Origin of the sequence: Desulfatiglans sp. (genome assembly GCA_012513605.1) — a bacterium.
Classification (GTDB): domain Bacteria; phylum Desulfobacterota; class DSM-4660; order Desulfatiglandales; family HGW-15; genus JAAZBV01.
Map to the genome: position 1 here is coordinate 1 of JAAZBV010000123.1, position 21,437 is coordinate 21,437.

Consider the following 21,437-nt stretch of genomic DNA (forward strand, 5'->3'; position numbering starts at 1 on the left):
GATACCAACACCCTTTTTCAATTTAAAATAGGTGGCTGTATTCAGATTATTCCAACTCCTTAATATGGGCGGCAGACTGGTATCTGTAAAGAGTGTTAACATCGGGACATCAAGAATGGAGTTACCCTTGATATCATATACTGCTGTAACCCTGTAATCAATTTTAGACCCAAAATAGATCATGGTTATTATTTTACCAAGAGGATTACTCTCCCCAAAATATCTTGATGCGACTCCGGTGCTCAGCGCAATATTTGACGGGTTATCGAGTGTATTCTCAAGGTTTCCGGAAAGAGTCTCGAACTGGAAAATATCCAAAAATTCCGGGTCAATCCGGACCAGTTTTTCATTATATTTTGCAGTTCCGGTATCAACTACCATACTGCTTGTAAATGCCCTTGATCCATTCTCTATCTTGCCATTATAGTATTGTTTCAAAGCGGGTATGGCCGGTACCGGGGCAGCGGGCATCGTCACAGGCTCCATTCCAGGTAAACCTCCGGTAAAGTTTATCCTGTAAATCCTGTCGGAATTTTTCCATTGTTTGTCATAGGAATACTGATCTCTCACATAGAGAGTAATTACTATACAGACAGCAAGGCCTAAGGCCAGACCGATTATATTGATTGCGCTGTAAAGTTTGTTTTTTACTAAGTTGTTTATTGTTGTTATCAAATAATTTTCAAACATGTTAGTTATCCTTTATCGAATAATGAAATCTGGATTCCCCGGTCAAGCCGGGAATGACGGTGCGTTAGTCTTTCACTTGTCGAAGATCCCGAGCAGTTTTCGGGGAACCCTTGACCCCTTGAATCCTTGAACCCTGACCCTGCACCCTGCGCCCTGTGCTTTTCTTTTACTCATACCGCAATGAATGTATCGGGTTTTTCCTTGCTGCACGGGTTGTATTGCCTGCAACAGTTGACCAGGCTATAACAAGTGCAATCAACCCTGATACTATACAAATGGGGATCACCAACAACAGGTTAATCCTGTATGGAAACCTCTCAAGCCAGTTTTGCATCAACATTATGGCTACCGGCCAGGCGATAATATTTGCAATCAGCACAGGTTTTGAAAACTGCCATAAGAGCAGGTTTACTATATTTTTCACCTTTGCCCCCATTATCTTCCTGAGGCCAATCTCCTTTGTACGTCGCTCTACAGTAAAAGAAGCTGAGCCAAACAGCCCCATGCAGGCAATAAGAATCGCCAGTATGGAAAAACTGATCAAAATTTTCTGTTCTGTTTTCTCCTGTTGGAATTCCTTTGCGATGAGCTGATCAACAAAAACAGTTGAAATCTCCTCGTCACCCATCACTTTTTCCCAGACTGCATTAATCTCTTTTAGTATCTTTTGTGGCGCACCCTTAAAACGAACAGTCATAACATTTGCCCCTTCCGGTTGAAGCAAATATACCTCTGCCCTTGGCATGGCTTTTATACTGAATATATGATTATCAGCCACAACACCTATAATATTGTAACTGATGTTGTTTAAGGTGGTTGAATTAAGGATTTTTCCCACAGCCTCTTCCGGCCCGGTAAAACCGAATTCCCTGACCGCACTCTCATTAATGACTACACTTCTTTCGATCAGCCTCTTTGTTTCATTATCTCCAATGGTTGTTGTTACCATATCAAGCTTCGGGTCTGGTATGTCACGTTCAATAGAATAATCCCGGCCTGCGATAATAGGTATCTGATAGGTTTTGAAATAGTCATAACCAACACTTGTAGTGTCTTTAAGATATGTAGTTTCAGGATACGCGGGTCGCGTAAAAGCAAGACTACTACGACTTTGCTGGCTGGGGCGTACATTTGACAGCCCAGCATCTGAAATATCAGGGAGGTTTAATAATTCCTGTCTGAGAACTTCTGTTTTGCTTATAATTTTCTCATCCGAACCAAGCCGGTTAATGACCAGTAAGTTTTCTTTTTTATAACCCGCATCACGATTCATGCTGTATTGCATCTGTGTGTATATCACACCAGTGGAGATAATTAACATTATAGAGATACAAAACTGGAATATTACCAGTACATTTCGTAGAGACATAGAGCCTTTTGTCTCCTTTGACTGATTAGCCTTAAGGGTATCTCCAGGTTTGAAACCGGAAAGGATAAATGCCGGATACAGGCCGCCGCTTATGCCTACAATGATGAGCAGGGCCAGTAAAGGCAGAAAAGTCGAAGGGGAGGTATAATACAATGAAAAAGATTTACCTACTATAGATTCAAATATGGGGAGCATTATTTCCACAACTCCCATGGATAATATCATGGATAGCAGGACGATAAATGTGGATTCTCCCAAAAACTGCACTATCAGTTGTTTTCTCTTTGCGCCTACAACCTTTCGCATAGCAACCTCTCTGGCCCGCTGAGTTGCCTTTGCTGTAGTGAGAATCGTAAAGTTGATACTGCCTATCAATAGAACAAGCAGAGATATTCCGGCAAAGGCTATTACCACTGTCTTGTTACCGCCAGCCCTGAATACATCCCATGGTGAACCCAGATGTGCATCTTTAAGTTTTTGAAAATCCATTGAAATGATATCACTGGCCTTTAGACCGGGATCAGAAATGACCTTTGAAAAATCAATATTACGATCGATCAGCGCGGGAAGAAGTGGTTTTATGGTTTCTACATCAACACCCTCTTTCAGTTTAACATATGTACTGCAATTAAAATTGTACCAGTTTTTAATGATTGGAGGTAGAAGCGTATCGTCAAGCAGTGCCAGCACCGGGATGTCAAGCACGGTATTACCTGGAACCCGGTATACAGCGGTTACCTTGTAATCATTTTTTATGTTTTCCATACTCATTGTTATTACTTTGCCGATTGGACTTACTTTACCGAAATGACGTATGGCAATTTCCTCGCTCAAGGCAACATTTCTAATAGTTGTGAGGGTATCTTTCAAACTTCCTGCAATAACTTCTAACTGGAACATATCAATAAATGCCCGGTCAATATCTGCAACCCTGCATTTAAATTTGTCGGTTCCAATGTCTATCGTCAATTCACCGGCGAAGACACGGGCGCTCTGTTCAATTTTGTCTTTAAAATACTCTTTCAGCAGCGGCATTGCCGGTAAAGGTGATGAAGAATTTGTTGCAGGTTCCTCCCCTGGTAACTTTGCTATGAAATTTACTCTGTATATGCTGTCTGAATTTGTCCATTGCCTGTCATATGAAAACTGATCTTTAACATAAAGGGCAATAACTATACATGCGGAAAGACCAATTGCCAGGCCTACTATATTGATCGCACTGTAAAGCTTGTTTTTGATCAGGTTGTTAATTGCTGTTACGAAATAATTTTTTAACATGATTGAGGCTCCTAATGGATTGATTCAAGATTCAATATTCAAGATTCAAGATTCAAGATTCAAAACTTAAAGCTTTTTAAAACTCTAACCCCTGAACCTTGAACGTTAAACTTTGAATTTTTGAATTAAAGTAACTTACATCGCGCTCGTTTTCTGTTCCGGAACAACCTGCTCAACCCGTCTGCTCTGGGTAACAATTGAACCATCAAAGAGGTTAACTGTGCGTTTTGCATAATCAGCATGAGACTGACTGTGGGTTACCATTATGATTGTTGTGCCTTCATCATTGAGCCGCTGAAGCATCTCCATAACCTCCTGTCCGTGGGCAGAATCCAAGTTACCTGTGGGTTCATCCGCAAGTATCAGGGGTTGATCACCAACAACAGCGCGTGCAACTGCCACCCTCTGCTGCTGACCGCCCGAAAGCTGGCTCGGCATGTGTTTTGCCCTGTGGGCAATACCAACCCTGTCCATTACCGCCTCTACCCTCTTCTTCCGGTCCTTTGATGGGATGTCATGGTACAGAAGTGCAAGTTCGATATTCTGATAAACTGATAATTCATCTATAAGATTAAAGGATTGAAAGATAAAACCGATATTCTGCTTTCTTATGTCGCATAACCTTGATTCATTATATGCCGCGATATCCTCACCATTAAAGATATATTCGCCTTTGGACGGATTATCCAGCATGCCTATAATATTGAGTAAGGTGGACTTACCGCACCCTGAAGGCCCCATGATCGCAATGAACTCTCCCCGGTTGACCTCAAGATTAATATTGTTGAGCGCTGTAGTCTGTATGTCGCTTGTTCTGTATACCTTTGTAATTCCGTGCATCTTTAGCATTGTTGTTCTCCTTGTTTTTATTAAATTTAATCGTTATTTTTTTCGCCTGTCCCGCCGTAGTATGAACGTTTTTTACGAAGGCATGCGCCGTTCGCGTGTTTCGCGGTAATAATGTTTTTAAATTCAGAGCAAGAGTGAGATTAAGAGCAAGAGTTATAGCTTTTGTCTTTATCAATAATTCTCCGTGTCCTCTGTGTTCTCCGTGGTGAAAATATTTTTAGTTTTTTATCTTGAGCCTGTCAATCTCATCAAACCCGCTGTATGATGAAATAACCACCTGTTCCCCCGGTTCCAATCCTTCCACTACCTCTATGTAACTGCTGTTACGTCTTCCAAGCCTGATACTTCTCTTTACTGCCTCTGCGCCATCTTTTGTTACAACAAATATCCAGTTGCCGCCTGTGTCCTGGTAGAATGAGCCGTTTGGTATAAGTACTGCCTCTGATTCATCACCAAGTGTAAGCTTTGCCTGAAGGGTCTGACCCCTGCGTAATGCAGGAGGCTCTTTATCTATAAATTCTATGTCCACCTGGAATTTGCCGTCATTAACCTGAGGATAAATCTTTTTTATTTCTGCTTTGTAATCTTTACCATTATGCTGATAGCTCACAGACTGCCCCATATCCACGCGGTTTATATAGAATTCATCAATATCTGCCTGAAGCTTGAACTGGTCAGGTATATCGATCTGCCCTATGCGGACACCCGGCATGATATTCTGACCTACCTCAGCATCAAAACCTGAGAGTTTTCCCCCGATGGGCGCCTTAATGTTAAGATCTTCAAGGTTTTTTCTTGCTGTAACAAGGTTCTTTTCCAAACGCCCACTGGCTTCTCTCTGTGCCTCAAGCTGCTGCTTCTGAAGCCGCTCATCTGTTTTCTGACTTTCCTTTGACAGCTTAAGAAGGTTTTGATGATAGATCAGCTCATTCTCTTTATCTATCAGCGCCTTTTTACTCAAAAAACCAAGTTCACCAAGCTGTCGATCCCCTTGCAGATCACTCTCAAGTGTTTTTATCTTATGTTCTATATCCACGATTGTCCGGGCATTATTTAACCGGTTCTGTTCCATAGATAACTCAATGGTACGCATGTTATTAAGCTGCTCTGCAACCTGTGCTTCCGAATTTGTTACCTGTAATTGCAATGAGCTATTTGACAGGCTTACTATAAGGTCTCCTTTAGTAAGAATATCTCCATCCTCTGCATACACCCTGTCTACCCTGCCTCCCTCTATTGCATCAAGAAACACTGTAGTACGCGGCACGATCCTTCCCCTTATGGGGATGTAATCCTCAAATATGCCTGTGGTCACCTTTGCTATGGTAAGGGTATCTGCCTGAGCCCTGAAACTGCGGTCACCATTCAGACTCATCACTGACCAGATTGCAACCCCCACAATAATCACAGCGATGGAGGATATAATTATAAATTTCCATTTCTTTCCTGAGTCTTCTATCTTCTGATCCATTGCAGCGCCGGAACCCGCTAGCGCAGTTGAAGAAGGCAAAAAAACTGATGTATTTTGGCTCTTTTCATCCGTGATATTTTTTATTTGATTTAACATTTTTTTAATAATCGCCTTTTCCTTTATTATGAAAACTGCATACTCTGTATTTCCTATATCCACTATTGTAGGGGCACAGTGACTGTGCCCTAGGGCACGCTGCGGCGTGCCCCGGTTTTGAATTATCTCAGTTCATCAAACTGTTTTGTTCTTTCTTTTTCCAGGACGATTGTTTCCAGATTTTCAATACGTTTCATCAAACGGGTCAGGAGGTTTGAAGCCTCTGATGCCGGTTTTTCCATGTCATTCAATTTTTTATTCCTTAATTTTATAATGTCGCCTATCACACAAATTGCCACTATCATCACTATCATTGTCCAAAGATTCATTGTCATCTCCTCCTTAATCTTAGCTTCAATGTTCAGCATTGCTTACCTATAGAGCAATGACTGTGCCACATTGTTATCTTATTGATTTAATTATTTATTATTATTTTTATCAAAAACATATGGACTAATTATGTCCGATATCGTACATTACTTTTGTACGAAAACGAACATTACCAAAGCATTATTCACCACAGAGAACACAGAGTACACGGAGAAAGACAAAGACTTTTTATTATTAAAAACGAAAAACAAAAGCCAAAAACATATTTATCACGAAACACGCGAAACACACGAAAAGAGGTTGAGATAAAGGATGGGGAATAAAAACTATGTTTCACACGGAGACACTAAGAAAACTTGTTAAAACTATTGATTTAAAAACATTTAAAATTGTTTTCCTTTGCGAGCTTTGCATCTTGAGAGAGCGTAGCGAACCCCGATGAATCGAGATGCAAGCACAGGCGCGAGATATATGGTTCACACGAAACACAAGACTTTTTGTTGTTAAGAACGAAAAGCAAAAACTAAAAACATATTTACCGCGAAAAGCGCGAAAGTGTTTTTTTACATTCTGTTGCTGACAGCTGATGGCTGAACGCTGAAAGCTCTGTCCGGTAATTTTATCTTTCCGGATGGGAACCAATTTACTCAATCACGCATTTATTATTTTTTTAAACCGGACGGAATTTATGCAAAAAGAAAAAATACTGGTTGTTGATGATAACCCTGATGTCCTTATGTCTGCGAAATATCTTCTGGAGCGCCATTATAAAACTGTTACGACTTGTGAGCGCCCGGAAGATGTGCCTGGCCTCATGAAAAAGCAAAATTTCGATGTGATCCTTCTGGATATGAATTTCCACCCTGGAGAATCTGATGGTAAGACCGGGATGTTATGGCTTGAGAAGATTCGTGAAATTGATCCTGATGCAGTGATTGTAATGATCACCGCACATGGCAGCCTTAACGCCGCTGTGGAGGCAATGAAGCTCGGTGCAGCAGATTATGTGGTTAAACCCTGGGATAACCAGCGGTTGCTCTCAACCATTTCAGCAGCATTAAAATTAAGGCAGAGCCAGAATGAGGCGTCAAGGCTCAGGCAGAGTAATCGTGTTTTAAGCGAGGTCTCATCACAGCATAAACAGATTATTATAGGTAACAGCCCTCTAATGAAAAACCTTTTGTCGCTTGTTGGGCGGGCTGCGCCCACTGATGCAAATGTGCTTATTCTTGGTGAAAACGGGACCGGTAAGGAGCTTATTGCCCGTGAAATACACAGGTTATCCAGGCGTAACAACCAGGTTTTTATACCTGTTGACCTGGGGTCAATATCCGCTACCCTGTTTGAGTCAGAACTCTTCGGTCATAAAAAAGGGGCATTCACCGATGCACAGGAGGATCGCATCGGGTATATACAGGCTGCAAATGGCGGCAGCCTGTTCCTTGATGAGATCGGAAACATTCCCATTAACCTTCAGGTAAAATTACTCTCAGTGCTTGAAAAGAGGGAGGTGTCACAGGTTGGTTCAAGGCAATCCTCTCCTGTTGATGTGCGTGTTATAGCAGCCACCAATATGCCAAAGGAAGAATTAACAGACCCCAAACACTTTCGTCAGGACCTGCTCTTCAGGCTTAACACGGTTGAGATAAATCTACCACCCCTCAGATCACGCCCGGAAGATATAGAGGATATTGTAAACCACTATGTAAATTTTTATTGCGCCAAATACACAAAGCCCATTAAGCAGATCAAGCCTGAAACCATGGAGCAGCTTGTGCGCTACCAGTGGCCAGGTAATGTGAGGGCGTTAAGGCACGCGGTTGAACGCGCGGTAATACTATCAAGGGAGGATTATTTGGGCACTGAGGATTTTCAGCTGGAAAGCCAGTATCTGAATCCTGCTAAACATGCATCACCTGATAATGCTGCTCCTTTGAAGAAAGATCAGCAATCGGATACAGATAAATCTGACAGCTCTGAAACATCGCCTGAAAATGATCTAAACCTTGATCGTCTTGAACACAAAACCATTCTTGAGGCATTAAGGAAAAACCGCTATGTGATCAGTAACGCAGCAAAGGATCTTGGACTAACCCGCGCTGCCCTGTACAGGAGGATGGAAAAATATGGCATTTAAACATTTCGGGCTGTTAATACTCCTTCGTCTTGTCGTCCTCTGTATGGGGATCTCCGGGTTTTATTATGCATATAATAATCCCAGGTATCATGTTGTTACCTTTATTGTCTTTGTCATTGTCATATGCCTTATCTATGAACTGTGGTATTTTCTTACCCGCACAAACCGTGAGGTGGCGCGCTTTCTGGCATCAGCGAGATACACGGACTTTAACCAGAGTTTTGATTTTGAAAATGGCGGCGCGGGTTTTCAGGCCCTGGGTGATGCCTTTACCCAGATACTGGAACGTTTTAAAAAATTAAGAATTGATCAGGAGACTGAGGTCAGCCACCTTCGCGCAGTCATAAACCATATACCTGTTCCACTTATGACAGTAAAACAGGATGGAAGCCTCTTGCTGATAAACAATGCTGCAAGGCGGTTTTTCGGCACGCCTCAACCTACAAAGATAACCGATTTAAAAAAGTATGGCCTTGATTTTTTTGATCAGCTCGTAAGATGCAGCGCGGGTGACAGGCCTGTTGTAAAGATTGTCATCCACGGTATTGAGACAAAGCTCTCATTAGGCCTGATGGAGGTTACAGGAAATGATGGCACAGAAAGGCTCATAAGCCTTATGGATATTGGTCAGGAGCTTGAGTCCACACAGCTTAATGCATGGCAGGACCTTGTGAGGGTATTAACCCATGAGATTATGAATTCCATTACCCCTGTAGCATCCCTTGCGCAGACTACGGCTGATATTGCAGGGGATGTAAGCCATGAACTGGACAAAGATCATCCTCAAAAAGGCGACATTGAAAAGATTGTAAATGCTGCAATGACCATGTCCAGAAGGGCGGGTAACCTGATGGATTTTGTGACCAACTTCAGGCAGCTCACCAGGCTTCCAAAACCCGGCAGAAAGGTAACCAGTGTAAAGGAGCTATTTGACCATGTAACACAGATCTTTGAGGCGGGTAAATCAAACAGTAATGTTCATTTAATGACCCGCATCAACCCCTCAGGGCTTGAGCTTTATATTGATCCGGAACAGATAGAACAGGCCCTTATTAATCTTATAAAAAATGCGGAACAGGCCATGAATGAGACTAAAGAGCCTGCGATAAAACTTGTTGCAGGTTTGAACCAGCGGGGAGGGATTACCATTGAGGTTAACGATAACGGCCCCGGAATAAAGGAGGATATTATCAACAAAATATTTGTCCCCTATTTTACTACAAAACCGGATGGCAGCGGCATTGGCCTTGCTTTAACCCGCCAGATTATGTCCAACCACGGCGGGTTTGTAAGTGCAGGAAATCTTGAAGAGGGCGGGGCAAGTTTTAAGCTGACGTTTTGATCTGGGACATACTTGCCTATCTCTTTCCCGAGTATTTTATCTATTATCAGGGTTCCTGTCTGTTTAAATTGGATTATTAAAGATCGTCATCTTATTGGCATAACAGGACATTTGTCAAATGAAATGGGCTAAAGTTAATATTACACCTTAATTGCATGAAACCCGAATTCATTTGACAAAAGAGGTCTCATTCATTAACTTTTTACCATCAATTTCAGGCAGGGAGATTTCAAATGCTGTACAGAAAAATTGGAAGGACAGGGTATGAGGCATCAATATTAAGCTTTGGGTGCATGAGGCTCCCCATGCTTGAACAGAAGAATCCGCCCAAAGATTTTATAGAAAGACAGAGGGCAGTGGATGAAGAAAAGGCCCTTGAGCTGATCGAGTATGCCATAGAGCACGGTATCAATTACTTTGACTCTGCATACATGTATCACGCTGGTAACAGCGAGCTTATCCTGGGAAAGGCTATTAAGGGCAAGAGGGATAAGCTCATTATAACCACAAAATCGCCTGTCATGATGATGCAGAAGCATGAGGATTTTGACCGCATACTGGATGAGCAGCTTAAAAGACTGGGCACAGACCATCTTGATTTCTATCTCCTGCATGGTCTTGTAAAAGAGACATGGGAAAAGGCAAAGGAGCTTAAGGTCTTTGACTTCCTTGACAGGATGCAGAAGGACGGCAGGGTAAGACATGCGGGTTTTTCATTTCATGATACACTGGATGTCTTCAAGGATATAATAGACGCCTACCCCTGGGCAGCATGCCAGATCCAGTATAATTATTTTGATGAAAACTATCAGGCAGGTAAAGAGGGTTTGAGATACGCAACATCAAAGGGTATTGGCGTTATAGTTATGGAACCCTTAAGGGGTGGAAGGTTCACACAGAGAATACCTGATGCGGTTCAAAAGATATGGGACACAGCAGAGATTAAACGCAGCCCGGCTGAGTGGGGCTTGAGGTGGGTTGCCAACCACCCGGAGGTATCTGTAATATTAAGCGGTATGACCACAATGGAGCAGCTCAAGGAAAATATCCGGATTGCTGACGCATTTAAACCAAACAGCCTCTCACAAAAAGAGCTTGGGATAATAGATAATGTTGTTAATGCCTATAAGGAGATCATGGCAGTAGGATGTACAGGCTGCAACTACTGTATGCCCTGCCCCAACAACGTTAATATCCCTATGATCTTTTCTTTGTACAATGATGTTGTCATGTTCAGGGATGAGATGCCTGTTATCATGTATAATACAATGGTCCCTACTGACCAGAACGCCACAAACTGTATTGAATGCGGTGAGTGCGAAGACAAATGCCCGCAGCATTTAGAGATTATTAATAACCTCAAGGATGCACACAGGGCGCTTTATAATGAGGAATGGAAACAGGGTACTAAAGGGCAACCCAAAAAATAGTGTTATACTGTTCCGCGGTTTGATCCATGTAATATCATTTCGACCGAAAGGAGGAATCTCAATATCGCAGACAGATATATGATCTCTCCTGTTTGTCGAAATGACAGACAGATCGCGGCAGGAAAGTTTTAATATTTAACCTAAAGGAGGATGCATCAAATGGAAAGACGTAATTTTATAAAGGCAGGAGTGATCGGATTAGGCGTAATGGCAATTGCTGACAATGCAATGGCCCTTAAGTTTTACCCCAAAAAGTCAGACAAAAAATGGGCTGTAATATACAGCACATGGTGCGGATCAAGTCGTGATGCCGGTGTCTGGATATCAGAGGGTATGGGCGGCATAGCAGATGTATTTGATGTGCGTGAAAACCCTGACCCAACCGCTTATGACCATATAGTTGTGGGGGGTTCCATCAGATCAAATACAGTGTCCAAAGAGATGCAGGATTATCTGGCAAAAAACAAGGATGTTTTAAAAGGCAATATCCGCGGTTTCTTCTGTGTACAGGGCAATATGAAAAAACCTACCGGCCCAGAAAATGTAAAACAGCTTATTGATGGTCACCTTTCAGTTATTACCGGCGTTACAGGGGTGCCAGGAAAGTGTTTCAACGGGAGGATAACGCTAAGCCTCCTTGAGCCCAATGAATCCAAAATGATGAGTGAAATGGGCATGGAGGATTATGATTTTATGAAGAGGGGTGATTTCCTGGATTTTGGAAAGGAGATACTCGCCTCTGTAAAATAACCATATTGTAGGGGCGAATAATTATTTCGTAGGGGCGAATAATTATTCGCCCCTACAGGTTTAACAAATCAATCACATACACAATCATGCGGGCACGGTGCCCCGTGCCCCTTCTACATTATCTTTTTCTCTTTAACAACCTTGTGAGGATGCTGATCTCCTGGCATTTGAAAAGCCATGCCCCCAATGTAAAGATGATAATACCCGCTGCAACCATTACTGCTATCCGGATAATAAGGAATATATATGAATGGTGCAGATCCTTTGAAAAGAGATAGAGGTTTATAAGGGCCAGACATACTGTCATCAATATGGCGGCTGATAAGACCTTTAAAATAGAAGTGAGGAGAGGTCTAAAACTCCATTCAGGCATCTTTTTTCTGAGGCATATAACAAGCAGAAAAAAGTTAACTGCCGAAGAAATGGAAAGGGCCAGTGCAAGGCCGTTATGCTTCATGGGGAACATCAGCAGGAGACCTGATACAAGATATGTAAAAAAGGTTATGACCGATATCTTTACAGGTGTAACCGTGTCCTGAAGCGCATAAAATGCGGATACCACCACCCTTACACCTGAAAATGCCCATAAGCCAATTGAATAATAGATCAGGGCGCTGGCAGTCATATCGGTTGATATGGCATCAAAGGCCCCTCTCTGAAAAAACAGCTGTATAAGAGGTTTTCCCATGATTATGAGACCTGCCATTGCAGGAATGGATATAAAAAAGGTCATCTTAAGGGCATGATCAAGGGTATCCATAAAGGCGCTGTTATCCTTTTCCGCTGCCTGCCTTGATAACGATGGCAAAGAGGCAGTGCTGATTGCAATGGCAAATACACCGAGCGGCAACTCCACAAGCCTGTCCGCATAATAGAGCCATGAGACGCTCCCGCCAGGCAGATAAGATGCAAGCATAGTCCCTACAAGCTGGTTGATCTGGTATATGGCAGAACCAAAGAGCGCAGGAATTATCAGGAGACCTATCTGTTTTACAGCAGGGTGGCGCAGATTAAACAGGGGTTTAAGCCTGAGGCCGCACCTTAATATGAATGGCAGCTGTAGCAGTATCTGCATTACCCCGCCGATCAGCACACCTATGGCAGAGCCAACAACTGGTTCAGAAAGATGAGGAGAGATCAGGTATGTTGACCCTATTATGCCAAGGTTAAGGAATATGGGGGCAGCAGCAGGGGCTGCAAAGTGTTTAAGGCTGTTCAATACCCCCATAAAGAATGCCACAAGGCTCACAAGCAATACATATGGAAAGGTGATACGCGTGAGCAGCACGGTAAGCTCATACTTTGCCACTTCATCCACAAAGCCATTTGCTATCAGCCTTACTATCCAGGGGGTAAAGATGATGCCTAAAAGGGTGATAATCACAAGGATGATCGATAAAATGGTCAGCATGTTTCGAGCAAGATCAAATGCCTCTTCCTTTGATTTTGTCTTCAGATATTCAGTAAAAACAGGGATAAAGGCAATGGTCATGTTCCCTTCCGCTGTAAATCTGCGGAGCATGTTGGGTATCCTGAATGCTACAATAAAGGCATCAGCAGATATGGTGGCCCCGAAAAATGAGGCAATAACCATATCCCTTATAAGACCAAGTACCCTGCTTATCATCGTATAAAATGATACAACGCCTGCGGCAAGCCCCATGTGGCGTTTTTCAATGTTATCTGTTTTTTTTATTAATCTGTTTATTTCCATTTTTTATCTTGACAGCAATAATCTATTTAATTAAAAAAGAATGTTTAAAAATCTTAACAACAGGAGTGTTTAATTTGGCAAATCATAAATCAGCCCTCAAAAGGGCAAAACAGAGTGAAAATAGTAGACTCAGGAACATGGGATACAAAACCCGTTCCAAGAATATCGTAAAAGAGGTTCGGGAAGCAGTTGCTGAAAAAGACAAGGAAAAGGCTGTCACAACACTTAGAAAAGCTACTGCAATTATTCAAAAAAGCGCCTCCAAAGGTGTGTTCCATAAGAAAAAAGCCTCACGTAAGATATCCCGTCTTGCACGTCAGATTAACCAGATTTCGGCATCCTGATCAGTTTTTTACAAGAGACAGAAACAGGTTCTCGAGAACGGGCTTTGGCCGTGAACCCGACTTGAGCAACCTGTCTGTTTCATAAAGTAACGATATTCCCCTCTTTAACCCTTTGGCACTCCAGTTTCTGGATTGCTTTATCAGTTTTTCCGCTGAAAATGGCGCTATACCCAGTTTTGACGCTATTTCACCTGCCCCTTTGCCCTCTGAAGCCAGTATACTTGCCTGCCACAGGAGCCCTATCTGCCTGTTAAGCATCCCTATGATCTGGAGAGGAGCGGCCTTTTTATCCTCCTCATCAAGAAACCTTGATAATGCAGCAAGGAGCTGCGCTGCCTTTTTTTCAGACAGGGCATCCATCAGTTCAAAAATGGTATACATCCTGCTGTTAATGGCTAGCTCCTTCACCTCAGACTCCTTTACCTTTTTATCCCCGAATGATATCTTTAGTTTTTCAAGCTCACCATATATTTTTCTTAAGCCCCCGCCTGTTATATCCTGTAAAAGGGCGCATGCGTCACGGTCAATGTTTAGCCCTATCTCACGGGCAGTTGTCTGTATCCAGGGGACTATCTGAAAATTCTTCAGCTCGCTGAAGTTTACCGCCAGACATGCCCCCCTGATGGCCTTATAAAATTTATTCTTAAAATCGGTCTTTTCAGAGAGGAATATCAGGCAGGTTGAATCTACCGGTTTTTCCAGGTATGGGACAAATTTATTGAGCTGATCCGCTTTGTATGCATCTGTTCGCTTAAGTATTATCAGCCGGTTTGATGAGAGAAAGGGTATGGACTGTGCCCTGTTTATTACATCGGAAGGGTTGCTCTCTCCTCCATAGCATATCTCCATGTTGAAATCCCTTGCATTTTCAGGGATGAATTTTTCACGGATATTCTCAAGTAATCTTTCTATAAGAAATTCATTGGGGCCGTAAAACAGATAAAAAGGGGCAAGCCTGCCCTTTTCCAGTGCGCGGGTCACATCCTCTGGTTGAAGGTCGTTTGCCATCAGAACCTTTCCATTGTAAGGTTAAATATCCTGCCGGAAACAAGCCTTGCTATCTTCAATAATGCATCCCTCTCACTCTTCCGGTTAATTAGAGGGTCTGAGGTAATATCATAACCCGCCTCCTCTGTTATGAATGGATCACTCCATACAGTCTCACCGGTTGATCTGTTGACAAGGCTTGCATTGAGACTCAGTGTCAAACGTCTTCTTCCTGTTGTCTCATGGATAATCTTATGGCCTGAAATCTCTGCTCTGGTTGAATCATAGGCCAAAGGCCGGGTCATCACATCATATACCTGTACCTTAAGCACCATCTGCGCATTATCCATCCCTTTAATGGACACCCTGCCGCGACTTATAAACTCGTTCCTTAAGACTTCTGTAAAATCCGCCTCAAAACCCCTTTCAGATGAAGTGCTTTCTATCATGGGTATTGCAATACTTGTCAGTTCAATGCCAACAGGCTCTCCCTCTGCCCTGAACCTGTAGCCGCATGAGGCGATGCAGAGAAGTGATATAAGCGCCAGAGAAGCGCATACAGCCCTTGAAAGATTCATACTGCCTTCCTATATCACTATATTAACGAGTTTCTGTTGAACCACAAAAATCTTTTTTATACCCTTTTCTCCTATAAAGGCCTTTACCTTTTCATCCTCAAGGGCCTTCGCTTCTATCTCTTTGTCCGACAGAAAGGCAGGCACCTCCATCTTGCTCCTGACCTTGCCGTTAACCTGCACAACAATGAGCCTTTTGTCCTTCTCAAGGGCGCCTTCATTATATCCGGGCCAGCCCGTATCAATCAGATAGCCCTCATGACCCAGTATGTGCCATAGCTCTTCTGTTATGTGGGGCACAACTGGTGAAAGCAGGATTACTGTCTTTTCAGCTGCCTCTCTTATTACAGACCAGGAACTTTCATCCATCTCTTTTGCATCATTCATATACCTGTAGGCATCATTGATAAGCTCCATTACAGCGCTTATGGCAGTATTAAAGTGGAACCTGTCTTCTATATCATTTGTAACCTTCTTAACAGTTTCATGTATTTTGCGGTTGAGTGCCTTAAGGTCACCATCAAGGGCTTCTTCATTTACCTTTGGGGCATTTTTCAGATTATCTAAATTATCATCTACCAGTCTCCACACACGATTAAGAAACCTGAATGCACCTTCAACACCCTGATCGCTCCATTCGAGGTCACGCTCCGGCGGAGATGCAAACAGGCAGAACATGCGCACTGTATCAGCACCATAGGTATCAACAAGAAATGCAGGGTCAACAACATTCTTCTTTGACTTGGACATCTTAAGGCTTCTGCCCCTTATTACCTGCGATCCGCACTTTGTGCACTTGTCATCCTTTACCTCATCCGGGAAGAGGTATCCGTGCTCAGGACACTCCTCTGTCTCCTTGCACACCATGCCCTGGGTCAGGAGGTTTTTAAATGGCTCATCCACATGGAGATATCCAAGGTCCTTTAAGACACGTGTAAAAAACCTTGAATACAGAAGGTGCAGGATTGCATGCTCTATGCCGCCTATGTACTGGTCAACAGGGAGCCAGTATTTTACACTATATTCATCAACCGGCGCCTTTTCATAGCGGGGGCTTGCATACCTGGCAAAATACCATGATGACTCCACAAATGTATCCATGGTGTCTGTCTCACGCCGCGCAATGCCGTTACATTTCGGACACTTTGTCTCGTAAAAATCAGGTTCAAACGAAAGCGGTGAGCCGCCGCCCTCTCTCAACTCCATATTGAGCGGGAGCACAACAGGCAGATCCTTTTCATCAACAGGCACAATACCGCACTTTTGACAATACAGCATTGGTATGGGTGTACCCCAGTATCTCTGGCGTGAGATATTCCAGTCCCTGATCCTGAAATTCACAGTCTTGCTGCCTATACCCTGTGAGTCAAGGTACAGGGCTATCTCCTCTATGGCCTTATGGTTTGCGAGCCCATTAAACCTTCCTGAATTAACAAGGATCCCCTGCCCTTCATACGCCTTTTGCATGGTATCCGAATCAAGCTCAGTGTCAGCCGGGGTGATAACCACCCTCTTTTTAAGATTGTATTTACACGCAAACTCAAAGTCCCTCTGGTCATGGGTAGGCACACACATGATCGCACCGGTACCATAATCTGCGAGCACAAAATTACCCACAAATATGGGGATCTTTTCCTGTGTAAGAGGATTAACTGCATAGCGCCCTGTAAATATCCCCTCTTTCTCGGTGAACTCGGCAGTGCGGATAAAACCGGCTATCTTCATGTTGCGCTCTACAAAGGCAAGTACATCCTTTTCCTGTTCTGTCCCCTTAATCATTTCCCTGAGCATCTGATGCTCAGGAGCAAAACACATAAATGTCACGCCATAAACCGTATCAGGCCTCGTGGTAAATACTTCTATGACCTGGTCAGAATCAGCAAGAGGAAATTTTATTATTGCACCGTAGCTTTTTCCTATCCAGTTCTTCTGCATGGCGATAACACGCTCAGGCCACCCTGTGAGACTATCACATTTTTCAAGTATATCCTCTGCGTAATCGGTGATCTTGAAGTACCAGCTGTCCATCTCTTTTATGGTTACTTCCCTGTTTGTATGACGCCAGCAGCAGCCATCCTCTACCTGTTCCTTGGCAAGCACTGTCTGGCACAGGTCACACCAGTTGACATTTGTCCTCTTCTTGTATGCCAGCCCCTTTTCAAACATCTTTATGAAAACAAGCTGCTCCCATTTGTAATAATCAGGGTCACATGTTGCAATTTCACGTTTCCAGTCATAACTGAGGCCCAGCATCCTGAGCTGTGACTTCATATGGTCAATATTGGCGTATGTCCATTTTGCCGGGTGGGTATTATTATCAATGGCAGCATTTTCAGCGGGAAGGCCAAAGGCATCCCACCCCATTGGATGAAGCACATTCTTACCGGTCATCCTCTTGTACCTGGCTATAACATCCCCTATTGTGTAGTTGCGCACATGACCCATATGAATCTTGCCTGACGGGTAGGGGAACATCTCCAGAAGATAGTATTTCTCACGGTCCGGGAGCTCTTTTACCTCAAAAAGGGCTGCATTATCCCAGCTCTCCTGCCATCTCTTTTCTATTGTATTTGGGCTGTATTTCACAATCTGCCTCTACCTTTAAATTTTATATTAGTATTCCTGCCGCATGTTCATCTGTTTCCATATCTGTCAGCCATGGATATTTATCCAGGATAACTGAAAATTCTGATACAGGTGAATATAATTCTCTCAGGCCCACTGTCAGGGGTTCAATTGCACCCATATGCCCCCTGTCAACCCGTACAAACATCTTTAACATGGGTACAGGATCATCCTTATATTTATTTAAATAACCATTGGCAAGGGTTTTTATCACTGTTTCAAGATGCATCAGGTACCCCGGTGCAAACCTCTCTGAGACAGGGAGATAGAATGCAAACTCCTTTATCCCCATACTCTGCAGCGCTGAGCCAACCGCTGATGCCTCTTTTTTCAGTGCCTCTATTGAATATTCCGACTCCTCTCCCATACCATGTATGAGGAGTTTATCAGCCTTGATAGCCTCCTGTGTTGCAAAAAGCAGCTTTTCCCCGCGCTCCCCTGACCAGATACCGGCATCAATGATATCGCTGATGCTACCGACCATTTTTCTATCCATATTTTTTATTACACTGGATATGCCGGTATTTACGCTGAATGAAAAAATCACAATTACCTGGCAAAAGAGATCCTCAAGGGGGCGATATGTAAATCTCAGGTCAAGCCGCATCGTATTATCTATTTCCGATTTTTATCCTGTAAATATTTTATGTAAATATAATCCAGCACCCCGTTGATAAAGGCACCTGATTCCTCTGTACCGTATCTCTTGCCAAGTTCAACCGCCTCATCAATAGATACCTTGTATGGAATGCTCTCCATATAAAGCATCTCATAGATACTGAGCCTTAATATGCTCCTGTCTACCCTTGACATCCTTTCCAATCGCCAGTTTTTTGATGCCTCCTTTATAAGGCTGTCAATATGGCTTAAATTTTCCGATATGCCCCTTATAAGCTCTCCTGAAAAGGCCTTTAAGGATTTCGGTGCATCGAAATTCTCACATATCAGTTCAAAGCTCTTTTCCGGGTCACCGGGGCTGTATTCCATAAAAAAAAGGATCTGGGTCACCAGCTCCCTTGCTTTTCTTCTGTTTCCCATTCTATAAATCTGTTTTTATCTGCCGCCCTGAACGGCTACTTCATGTTTTTGAAAAGACTTGCCATCTCCATAGCAGCCATTGCAGCATCCCAGCCTTTGTTCCCGGATTTGGACCCTGCACGCTCAATAGCCTGTTCAAGGTTATCAGTGGTAAGCACCCCGAAGGTTACTGGAAGAGTGCTTTCAAGTGATACAACAGCTATCCCTTTGGCTACCTCTGATGCCACATAATCAAAATGGGGGGTTGCACCTCTTATCACAGCGCCCAGACAAATTATGGCGTCATAACCGCCTTTTGTTGCAAGCCTTTTTGCAGCAATGGGGATTTCAAAGGCGCCAGGCACCCTCACCAGGGTAATGTTGTCTTCATTTGCGCCGTGCCTTTTAAGGGCATCAAGCGCACCTTCAACCAGCTTTGAGCTTATAAAGTCGTTAAACCTGCTTACCACAATGGCAAACCTATAACCCTCCGCAGATATAATACCTTCAACTGTTTTTGGCATCTTATTCTCCTGTTGTTTGTTTTTTATCCTTACCTATCTTCATCATATGACCAAGCTTCTGACACTTGGTCAACAGGTATCTTATATTTTCAGGCTTTGGCTCACACTCTATGGGAACCCTGCTCGATACTACAAGCCCGTACCCCTCAATACCCTTAATCTTTTTCGGATTATTTGTCATCATCCTCATCTTTCTTACACCAAGGGCATGAAGCATCTGGGCCCCAACACCATAATCGCGCAGATCAGCCTGAAACCCCAGATCTTCATTTGCCTCCACAGTGTCACGCCCCTTATCCTGTAAGGCATATGCCTTAAGCTTGTTGGCCAGCCCAATACCCCTGCCCTCCTGCTGCAGGTAAAGGATTACACCAAGCCCCTCCTCCTCAATGATCTTCATGGCCTTTGCAAGCTGGGTGCCGCAATCGCACCTGTATGATCCGAATACATCACCAGTAAGGCACTGTGAATGTACCCTGACTAATATCTCCTTGTCAGGGTCTATATTTCCTTTGACCAGGGCAAGATGCTCATGGTCATCAATATCGTTTATAAACCCGTAAGCCCTGAATTCGCCATATGGTGTGGGGAGTACTGTTTCAGCCACGATATGAACAAAGGACTCTGTTCTCATCCTGTAGGCAATAATATCTGCTATTGTTGCTATTTTGAGATCATGTCTTTCAGCAAATTCTATAAGATCAGGCATTCTTGCCATTGTGCCGTCATCGTTCATGATTTCACATATAACACCGGCTGGTTTAAGGCCGGCAAGCCTTGCAAGATCAACAGAACCTTCAGTCTGCCCGGTTCTAAATAGAACTCCGCCCTTCCGTGCCCTTAAGGGGAATATATGCCCGGGCTGCACAAGGTCATCAGGTCTCGCATCCTCTTTAACAGCGGTAAGGATAGTCTTTGCCCTGTCATGGGCTGAGATACCTGTCGTTACACCCTCCCTAGCCTCGATGGATACAGTAAAGGCTGTATTAAAGGGTGACCTGTTGTCACTTACCATCAGGGGCAGTTTCAGCTTTTCAACCAGTTGATGATCAAGTGAAAGGCAGATAAGCCCCCTGCCGTATTTTGCCATAAAATTAATGGCCTCAGGGGTAATCTTTTCAGCAGCGATGGTAAGATCACCCTCATTCTCCCTGTCTTCATCATCTACAAGGATTATCATTTTGCCGTTTCTAAGGTCTTCTAAAACATCTTCAATTCTTGATACTGTCATTTTATATTACTGCCAAAACCAAACTGCTCCAGCATCTCCATGTTTATTGTTGAAGCGCCATTCCTGTTTTCAGCAGCCCTCTCCTTTAATAATAATCTTTCAACATACTTGGCAATCAAGTCAGTTTCTATGTTAACCATGTCACCGGGCCTCTTTTTGATCAAGGTTGTTGAAGCCCCTGTTTCAGGGATGATATTAACCTCAAAATACCCTGTTTGACAAACATTAATCGTCAGGCTGATCCCGTCTATTGCAACAGAGCCCTTTCTAATGGTGTACCTTGAAAGCCCTTCATCAATTTTAACACCCATCAGCCATGATTTTTTGATCTGTCTTTTTTCCGATATTATGCCAATGCCATCCACATGCCCTGATACAAAGTGCCCTCCCAGCCTGTCAGTAAGTTTCATTGCCCTCTCAAGGTTTACCTCTGCCCCTCTTTTTAAAGATCCTATGGTAGTTTTTGAGGTGGTTTCACTGGATGCATACATCCTGATCAGCCCCTCATTCATCTCTGTAACAGTAAGGCATACACCGTTTACTGCAACACTGTCACCGATCTTAGAGTCTGACATATCAAAAAATGGCATGATCAGTAAATCCATATCCCCGCCTGATATCCGTGAATCATTGATTCTGCCAGTCCCTTCAATAAGACCTGTAAACATTCTTCCTTCC

Annotated in this window: 19 protein-coding genes; 5 read left to right on the forward strand and 14 right to left on the reverse strand. The window is 43.3% G+C overall.

Annotation, left to right across the window (positions count from 1 at the left end):
* From GX654_16485 to GX654_16505, 5 genes are all read right to left on the reverse strand, one after another.
* Positions 1-690: ABC transporter permease (locus GX654_16485; GenBank protein NLD38458.1), on the reverse strand; the 690-nt coding region annotated here is incomplete at its 3' end.
* Positions 691-856: 166 nt separating this feature from the next.
* Positions 857-3,337: an FtsX-like permease family protein gene (locus GX654_16490; GenBank protein NLD38459.1), complete on the reverse strand. Its 2,481-nt coding sequence runs from the start codon at positions 3,335-3,337 to the stop codon at positions 857-859.
* A 135-nt stretch (positions 3,338-3,472) separates the two neighbouring features.
* Positions 3,473-4,186, reverse strand: a complete 714-nt coding sequence (locus GX654_16495) for an ABC transporter ATP-binding protein (GenBank protein ID NLD38460.1) — start codon at positions 4,184-4,186, stop codon at positions 3,473-3,475.
* Between the two features lie 217 nt (positions 4,187-4,403).
* Positions 4,404-5,753, reverse strand: coding sequence for an efflux RND transporter periplasmic adaptor subunit (locus GX654_16500; GenBank protein NLD38461.1), 1,350 nt, complete (start codon positions 5,751-5,753; stop codon positions 4,404-4,406).
* A 122-nt stretch (positions 5,754-5,875) separates the two neighbouring features.
* On the reverse strand, positions 5,876-6,082 hold the full coding sequence (locus GX654_16505; GenBank protein ID NLD38462.1) for a hypothetical protein: 207 nt from the start codon (positions 6,080-6,082) through the stop codon (positions 5,876-5,878).
* A 689-nt stretch (positions 6,083-6,771) separates the two neighbouring features.
* On the opposite strand from GX654_16505, the gene GX654_16510 reads away from it, so the two are divergent.
* The 4 genes from GX654_16510 to GX654_16525 all read left to right on the forward strand — a co-directional run bounded on the left by GX654_16510 (position 6,772) and on the right by GX654_16525 (position 11,742).
* Positions 6,772-8,220 (forward strand): sigma-54-dependent Fis family transcriptional regulator, encoded by a 1,449-nt coding sequence (locus GX654_16510; protein NLD38463.1) that lies wholly within the window; start codon positions 6,772-6,774, stop codon positions 8,218-8,220.
* Complete coding sequence (locus GX654_16515; protein NLD38464.1) at positions 8,210-9,562, forward strand: PAS domain-containing protein; 1,353 nt, start codon at positions 8,210-8,212, stop codon at positions 9,560-9,562. The genes GX654_16510 and GX654_16515 overlap by 11 nt, the downstream gene beginning before the upstream one ends.
* Positions 9,563-9,795: 233 nt before the next feature.
* On the forward strand, positions 9,796-10,992 hold the full coding sequence (locus tag GX654_16520) for an aldo/keto reductase (GenBank protein NLD38465.1): 1,197 nt from the start codon (positions 9,796-9,798) through the stop codon (positions 10,990-10,992).
* Between the two features lie 159 nt (positions 10,993-11,151).
* The gene (locus GX654_16525) at positions 11,152-11,742 is read left to right on the forward strand and encodes a hypothetical protein (GenBank protein ID NLD38466.1); all 591 of its coding nucleotides are present in this window, start codon (positions 11,152-11,154) and stop codon (positions 11,740-11,742) included.
* Between the two features lie 118 nt (positions 11,743-11,860).
* Here the strand turns inward: GX654_16525 and murJ are convergent, their stop codons facing one another.
* Positions 11,861-13,456: a murein biosynthesis integral membrane protein MurJ gene (murJ, locus tag GX654_16530; protein ID NLD38467.1), complete on the reverse strand. Its 1,596-nt coding sequence runs from the start codon at positions 13,454-13,456 to the stop codon at positions 11,861-11,863.
* A 74-nt stretch (positions 13,457-13,530) separates the two neighbouring features.
* On the opposite strand from murJ, the gene GX654_16535 reads away from it, so the two are divergent.
* Positions 13,531-13,800 (forward strand): 30S ribosomal protein S20, encoded by a 270-nt coding sequence (locus tag GX654_16535; GenBank protein ID NLD38468.1) that lies wholly within the window; start codon positions 13,531-13,533, stop codon positions 13,798-13,800.
* Here the strand turns inward: GX654_16535 and holA are convergent, their stop codons facing one another.
* Genes holA through GX654_16575 form a run of 8 tightly spaced genes read right to left on the reverse strand, consistent with a single transcriptional unit; the run spans position 13,801 to position 21,427 of the window.
* Positions 13,801-14,808 (reverse strand): DNA polymerase III subunit delta, encoded by a 1,008-nt coding sequence (gene holA / locus GX654_16540; GenBank protein ID NLD38469.1) that lies wholly within the window; start codon positions 14,806-14,808, stop codon positions 13,801-13,803.
* Positions 14,808-15,365 carry a hypothetical protein gene (locus GX654_16545; GenBank protein ID NLD38470.1) on the reverse strand — a complete coding sequence of 186 codons (558 nt, stop codon included), beginning with the start codon at positions 15,363-15,365 and terminating at the stop codon, positions 14,808-14,810. Before GX654_16545 ends, holA begins: the two co-directional genes overlap by 1 nt.
* Before the next feature lie 9 nt (positions 15,366-15,374).
* Positions 15,375-17,948, reverse strand: a complete 2,574-nt coding sequence (locus tag GX654_16550) for a leucine--tRNA ligase (GenBank protein ID NLD38471.1) — start codon at positions 17,946-17,948, stop codon at positions 15,375-15,377.
* Positions 17,949-17,970: 22 nt separating this feature from the next.
* A complete protein-coding gene (locus tag GX654_16555) occupies positions 17,971-18,594 on the reverse strand; it encodes a hypothetical protein (GenBank protein NLD38472.1) in 624 nt (207 codons plus the stop codon).
* 8 nt (positions 18,595-18,602) lie between these two features.
* Entirely contained in the window at positions 18,603-19,025 is a 423-nt protein-coding gene (gene nusB, locus GX654_16560) for a transcription antitermination factor NusB (GenBank protein ID NLD38473.1), read from the reverse strand.
* 35 nt (positions 19,026-19,060) lie between these two features.
* Positions 19,061-19,528 (reverse strand): 6,7-dimethyl-8-ribityllumazine synthase, encoded by a 468-nt coding sequence (locus GX654_16565; GenBank protein ID NLD38474.1) that lies wholly within the window; start codon positions 19,526-19,528, stop codon positions 19,061-19,063.
* Position 19,529: 1 nt separating this feature from the next.
* A complete protein-coding gene (locus tag GX654_16570) occupies positions 19,530-20,759 on the reverse strand; it encodes a bifunctional 3,4-dihydroxy-2-butanone-4-phosphate synthase/GTP cyclohydrolase II (GenBank protein ID NLD38475.1) in 1,230 nt (409 codons plus the stop codon).
* Positions 20,756-21,427 (reverse strand): riboflavin synthase, encoded by a 672-nt coding sequence (locus GX654_16575; protein ID NLD38476.1) that lies wholly within the window; start codon positions 21,425-21,427, stop codon positions 20,756-20,758. The genes GX654_16570 and GX654_16575 overlap by 4 nt, the downstream gene beginning before the upstream one ends.
* Positions 21,428-21,437: the final 10 nt, after the last annotated feature.

Excerpts from the sequence above, each read along its gene's own strand:
- GX654_16505 (NLD38462.1), bottom strand. The coding sequence starts at position 6,082 with ATGAATCTTTGGACAATGATAGTGATGATAGTGGCAATTTGTGTGATA.
- GX654_16545 (NLD38470.1), bottom strand. The coding sequence starts at position 15,365 with ATGAATCTTTCAAGGGCTGTATGCGCTTCTCTGGCGCTTATATCACTT.
- GX654_16495 (NLD38460.1), bottom strand. The coding sequence starts at position 4,186 with ATGCTAAAGATGCACGGAATTACAAAGGTATACAGAACAAGCGACATA.
- GX654_16490 (NLD38459.1), bottom strand. The coding sequence starts at position 3,337 with ATGTTAAAAAATTATTTCGTAACAGCAATTAACAACCTGATCAAAAAC.
- holA (NLD38469.1), bottom strand. The coding sequence starts at position 14,808 with ATGGCAAACGACCTTCAACCAGAGGATGTGACCCGCGCACTGGAAAAG.
- GX654_16510 (NLD38463.1), top strand. The coding sequence starts at position 6,772 with ATGCAAAAAGAAAAAATACTGGTTGTTGATGATAACCCTGATGTCCTT.
- GX654_16570 (NLD38475.1), bottom strand. The coding sequence starts at position 20,759 with ATGACAGTATCAAGAATTGAAGATGTTTTAGAAGACCTTAGAAACGGC.
- GX654_16525 (NLD38466.1), top strand. The coding sequence starts at position 11,152 with ATGGAAAGACGTAATTTTATAAAGGCAGGAGTGATCGGATTAGGCGTA.
- GX654_16515 (NLD38464.1), top strand. The coding sequence starts at position 8,210 with ATGGCATTTAAACATTTCGGGCTGTTAATACTCCTTCGTCTTGTCGTC.
- GX654_16565 (NLD38474.1), bottom strand. The coding sequence starts at position 19,528 with ATGCCAAAAACAGTTGAAGGTATTATATCTGCGGAGGGTTATAGGTTT.
- GX654_16575 (NLD38476.1), bottom strand. The coding sequence starts at position 21,427 with ATGTTTACAGGTCTTATTGAAGGGACTGGCAGAATCAATGATTCACGG.
- murJ (NLD38467.1), bottom strand. The coding sequence starts at position 13,456 with ATGGAAATAAACAGATTAATAAAAAAAACAGATAACATTGAAAAACGC.
- nusB (NLD38473.1), bottom strand. The coding sequence starts at position 19,025 with ATGGGAAACAGAAGAAAAGCAAGGGAGCTGGTGACCCAGATCCTTTTT.
- GX654_16520 (NLD38465.1), top strand. The coding sequence starts at position 9,796 with ATGCTGTACAGAAAAATTGGAAGGACAGGGTATGAGGCATCAATATTA.
- GX654_16500 (NLD38461.1), bottom strand. The coding sequence starts at position 5,753 with ATGTTAAATCAAATAAAAAATATCACGGATGAAAAGAGCCAAAATACA.
- GX654_16555 (NLD38472.1), bottom strand. The coding sequence starts at position 18,594 with ATGCGGCTTGACCTGAGATTTACATATCGCCCCCTTGAGGATCTCTTT.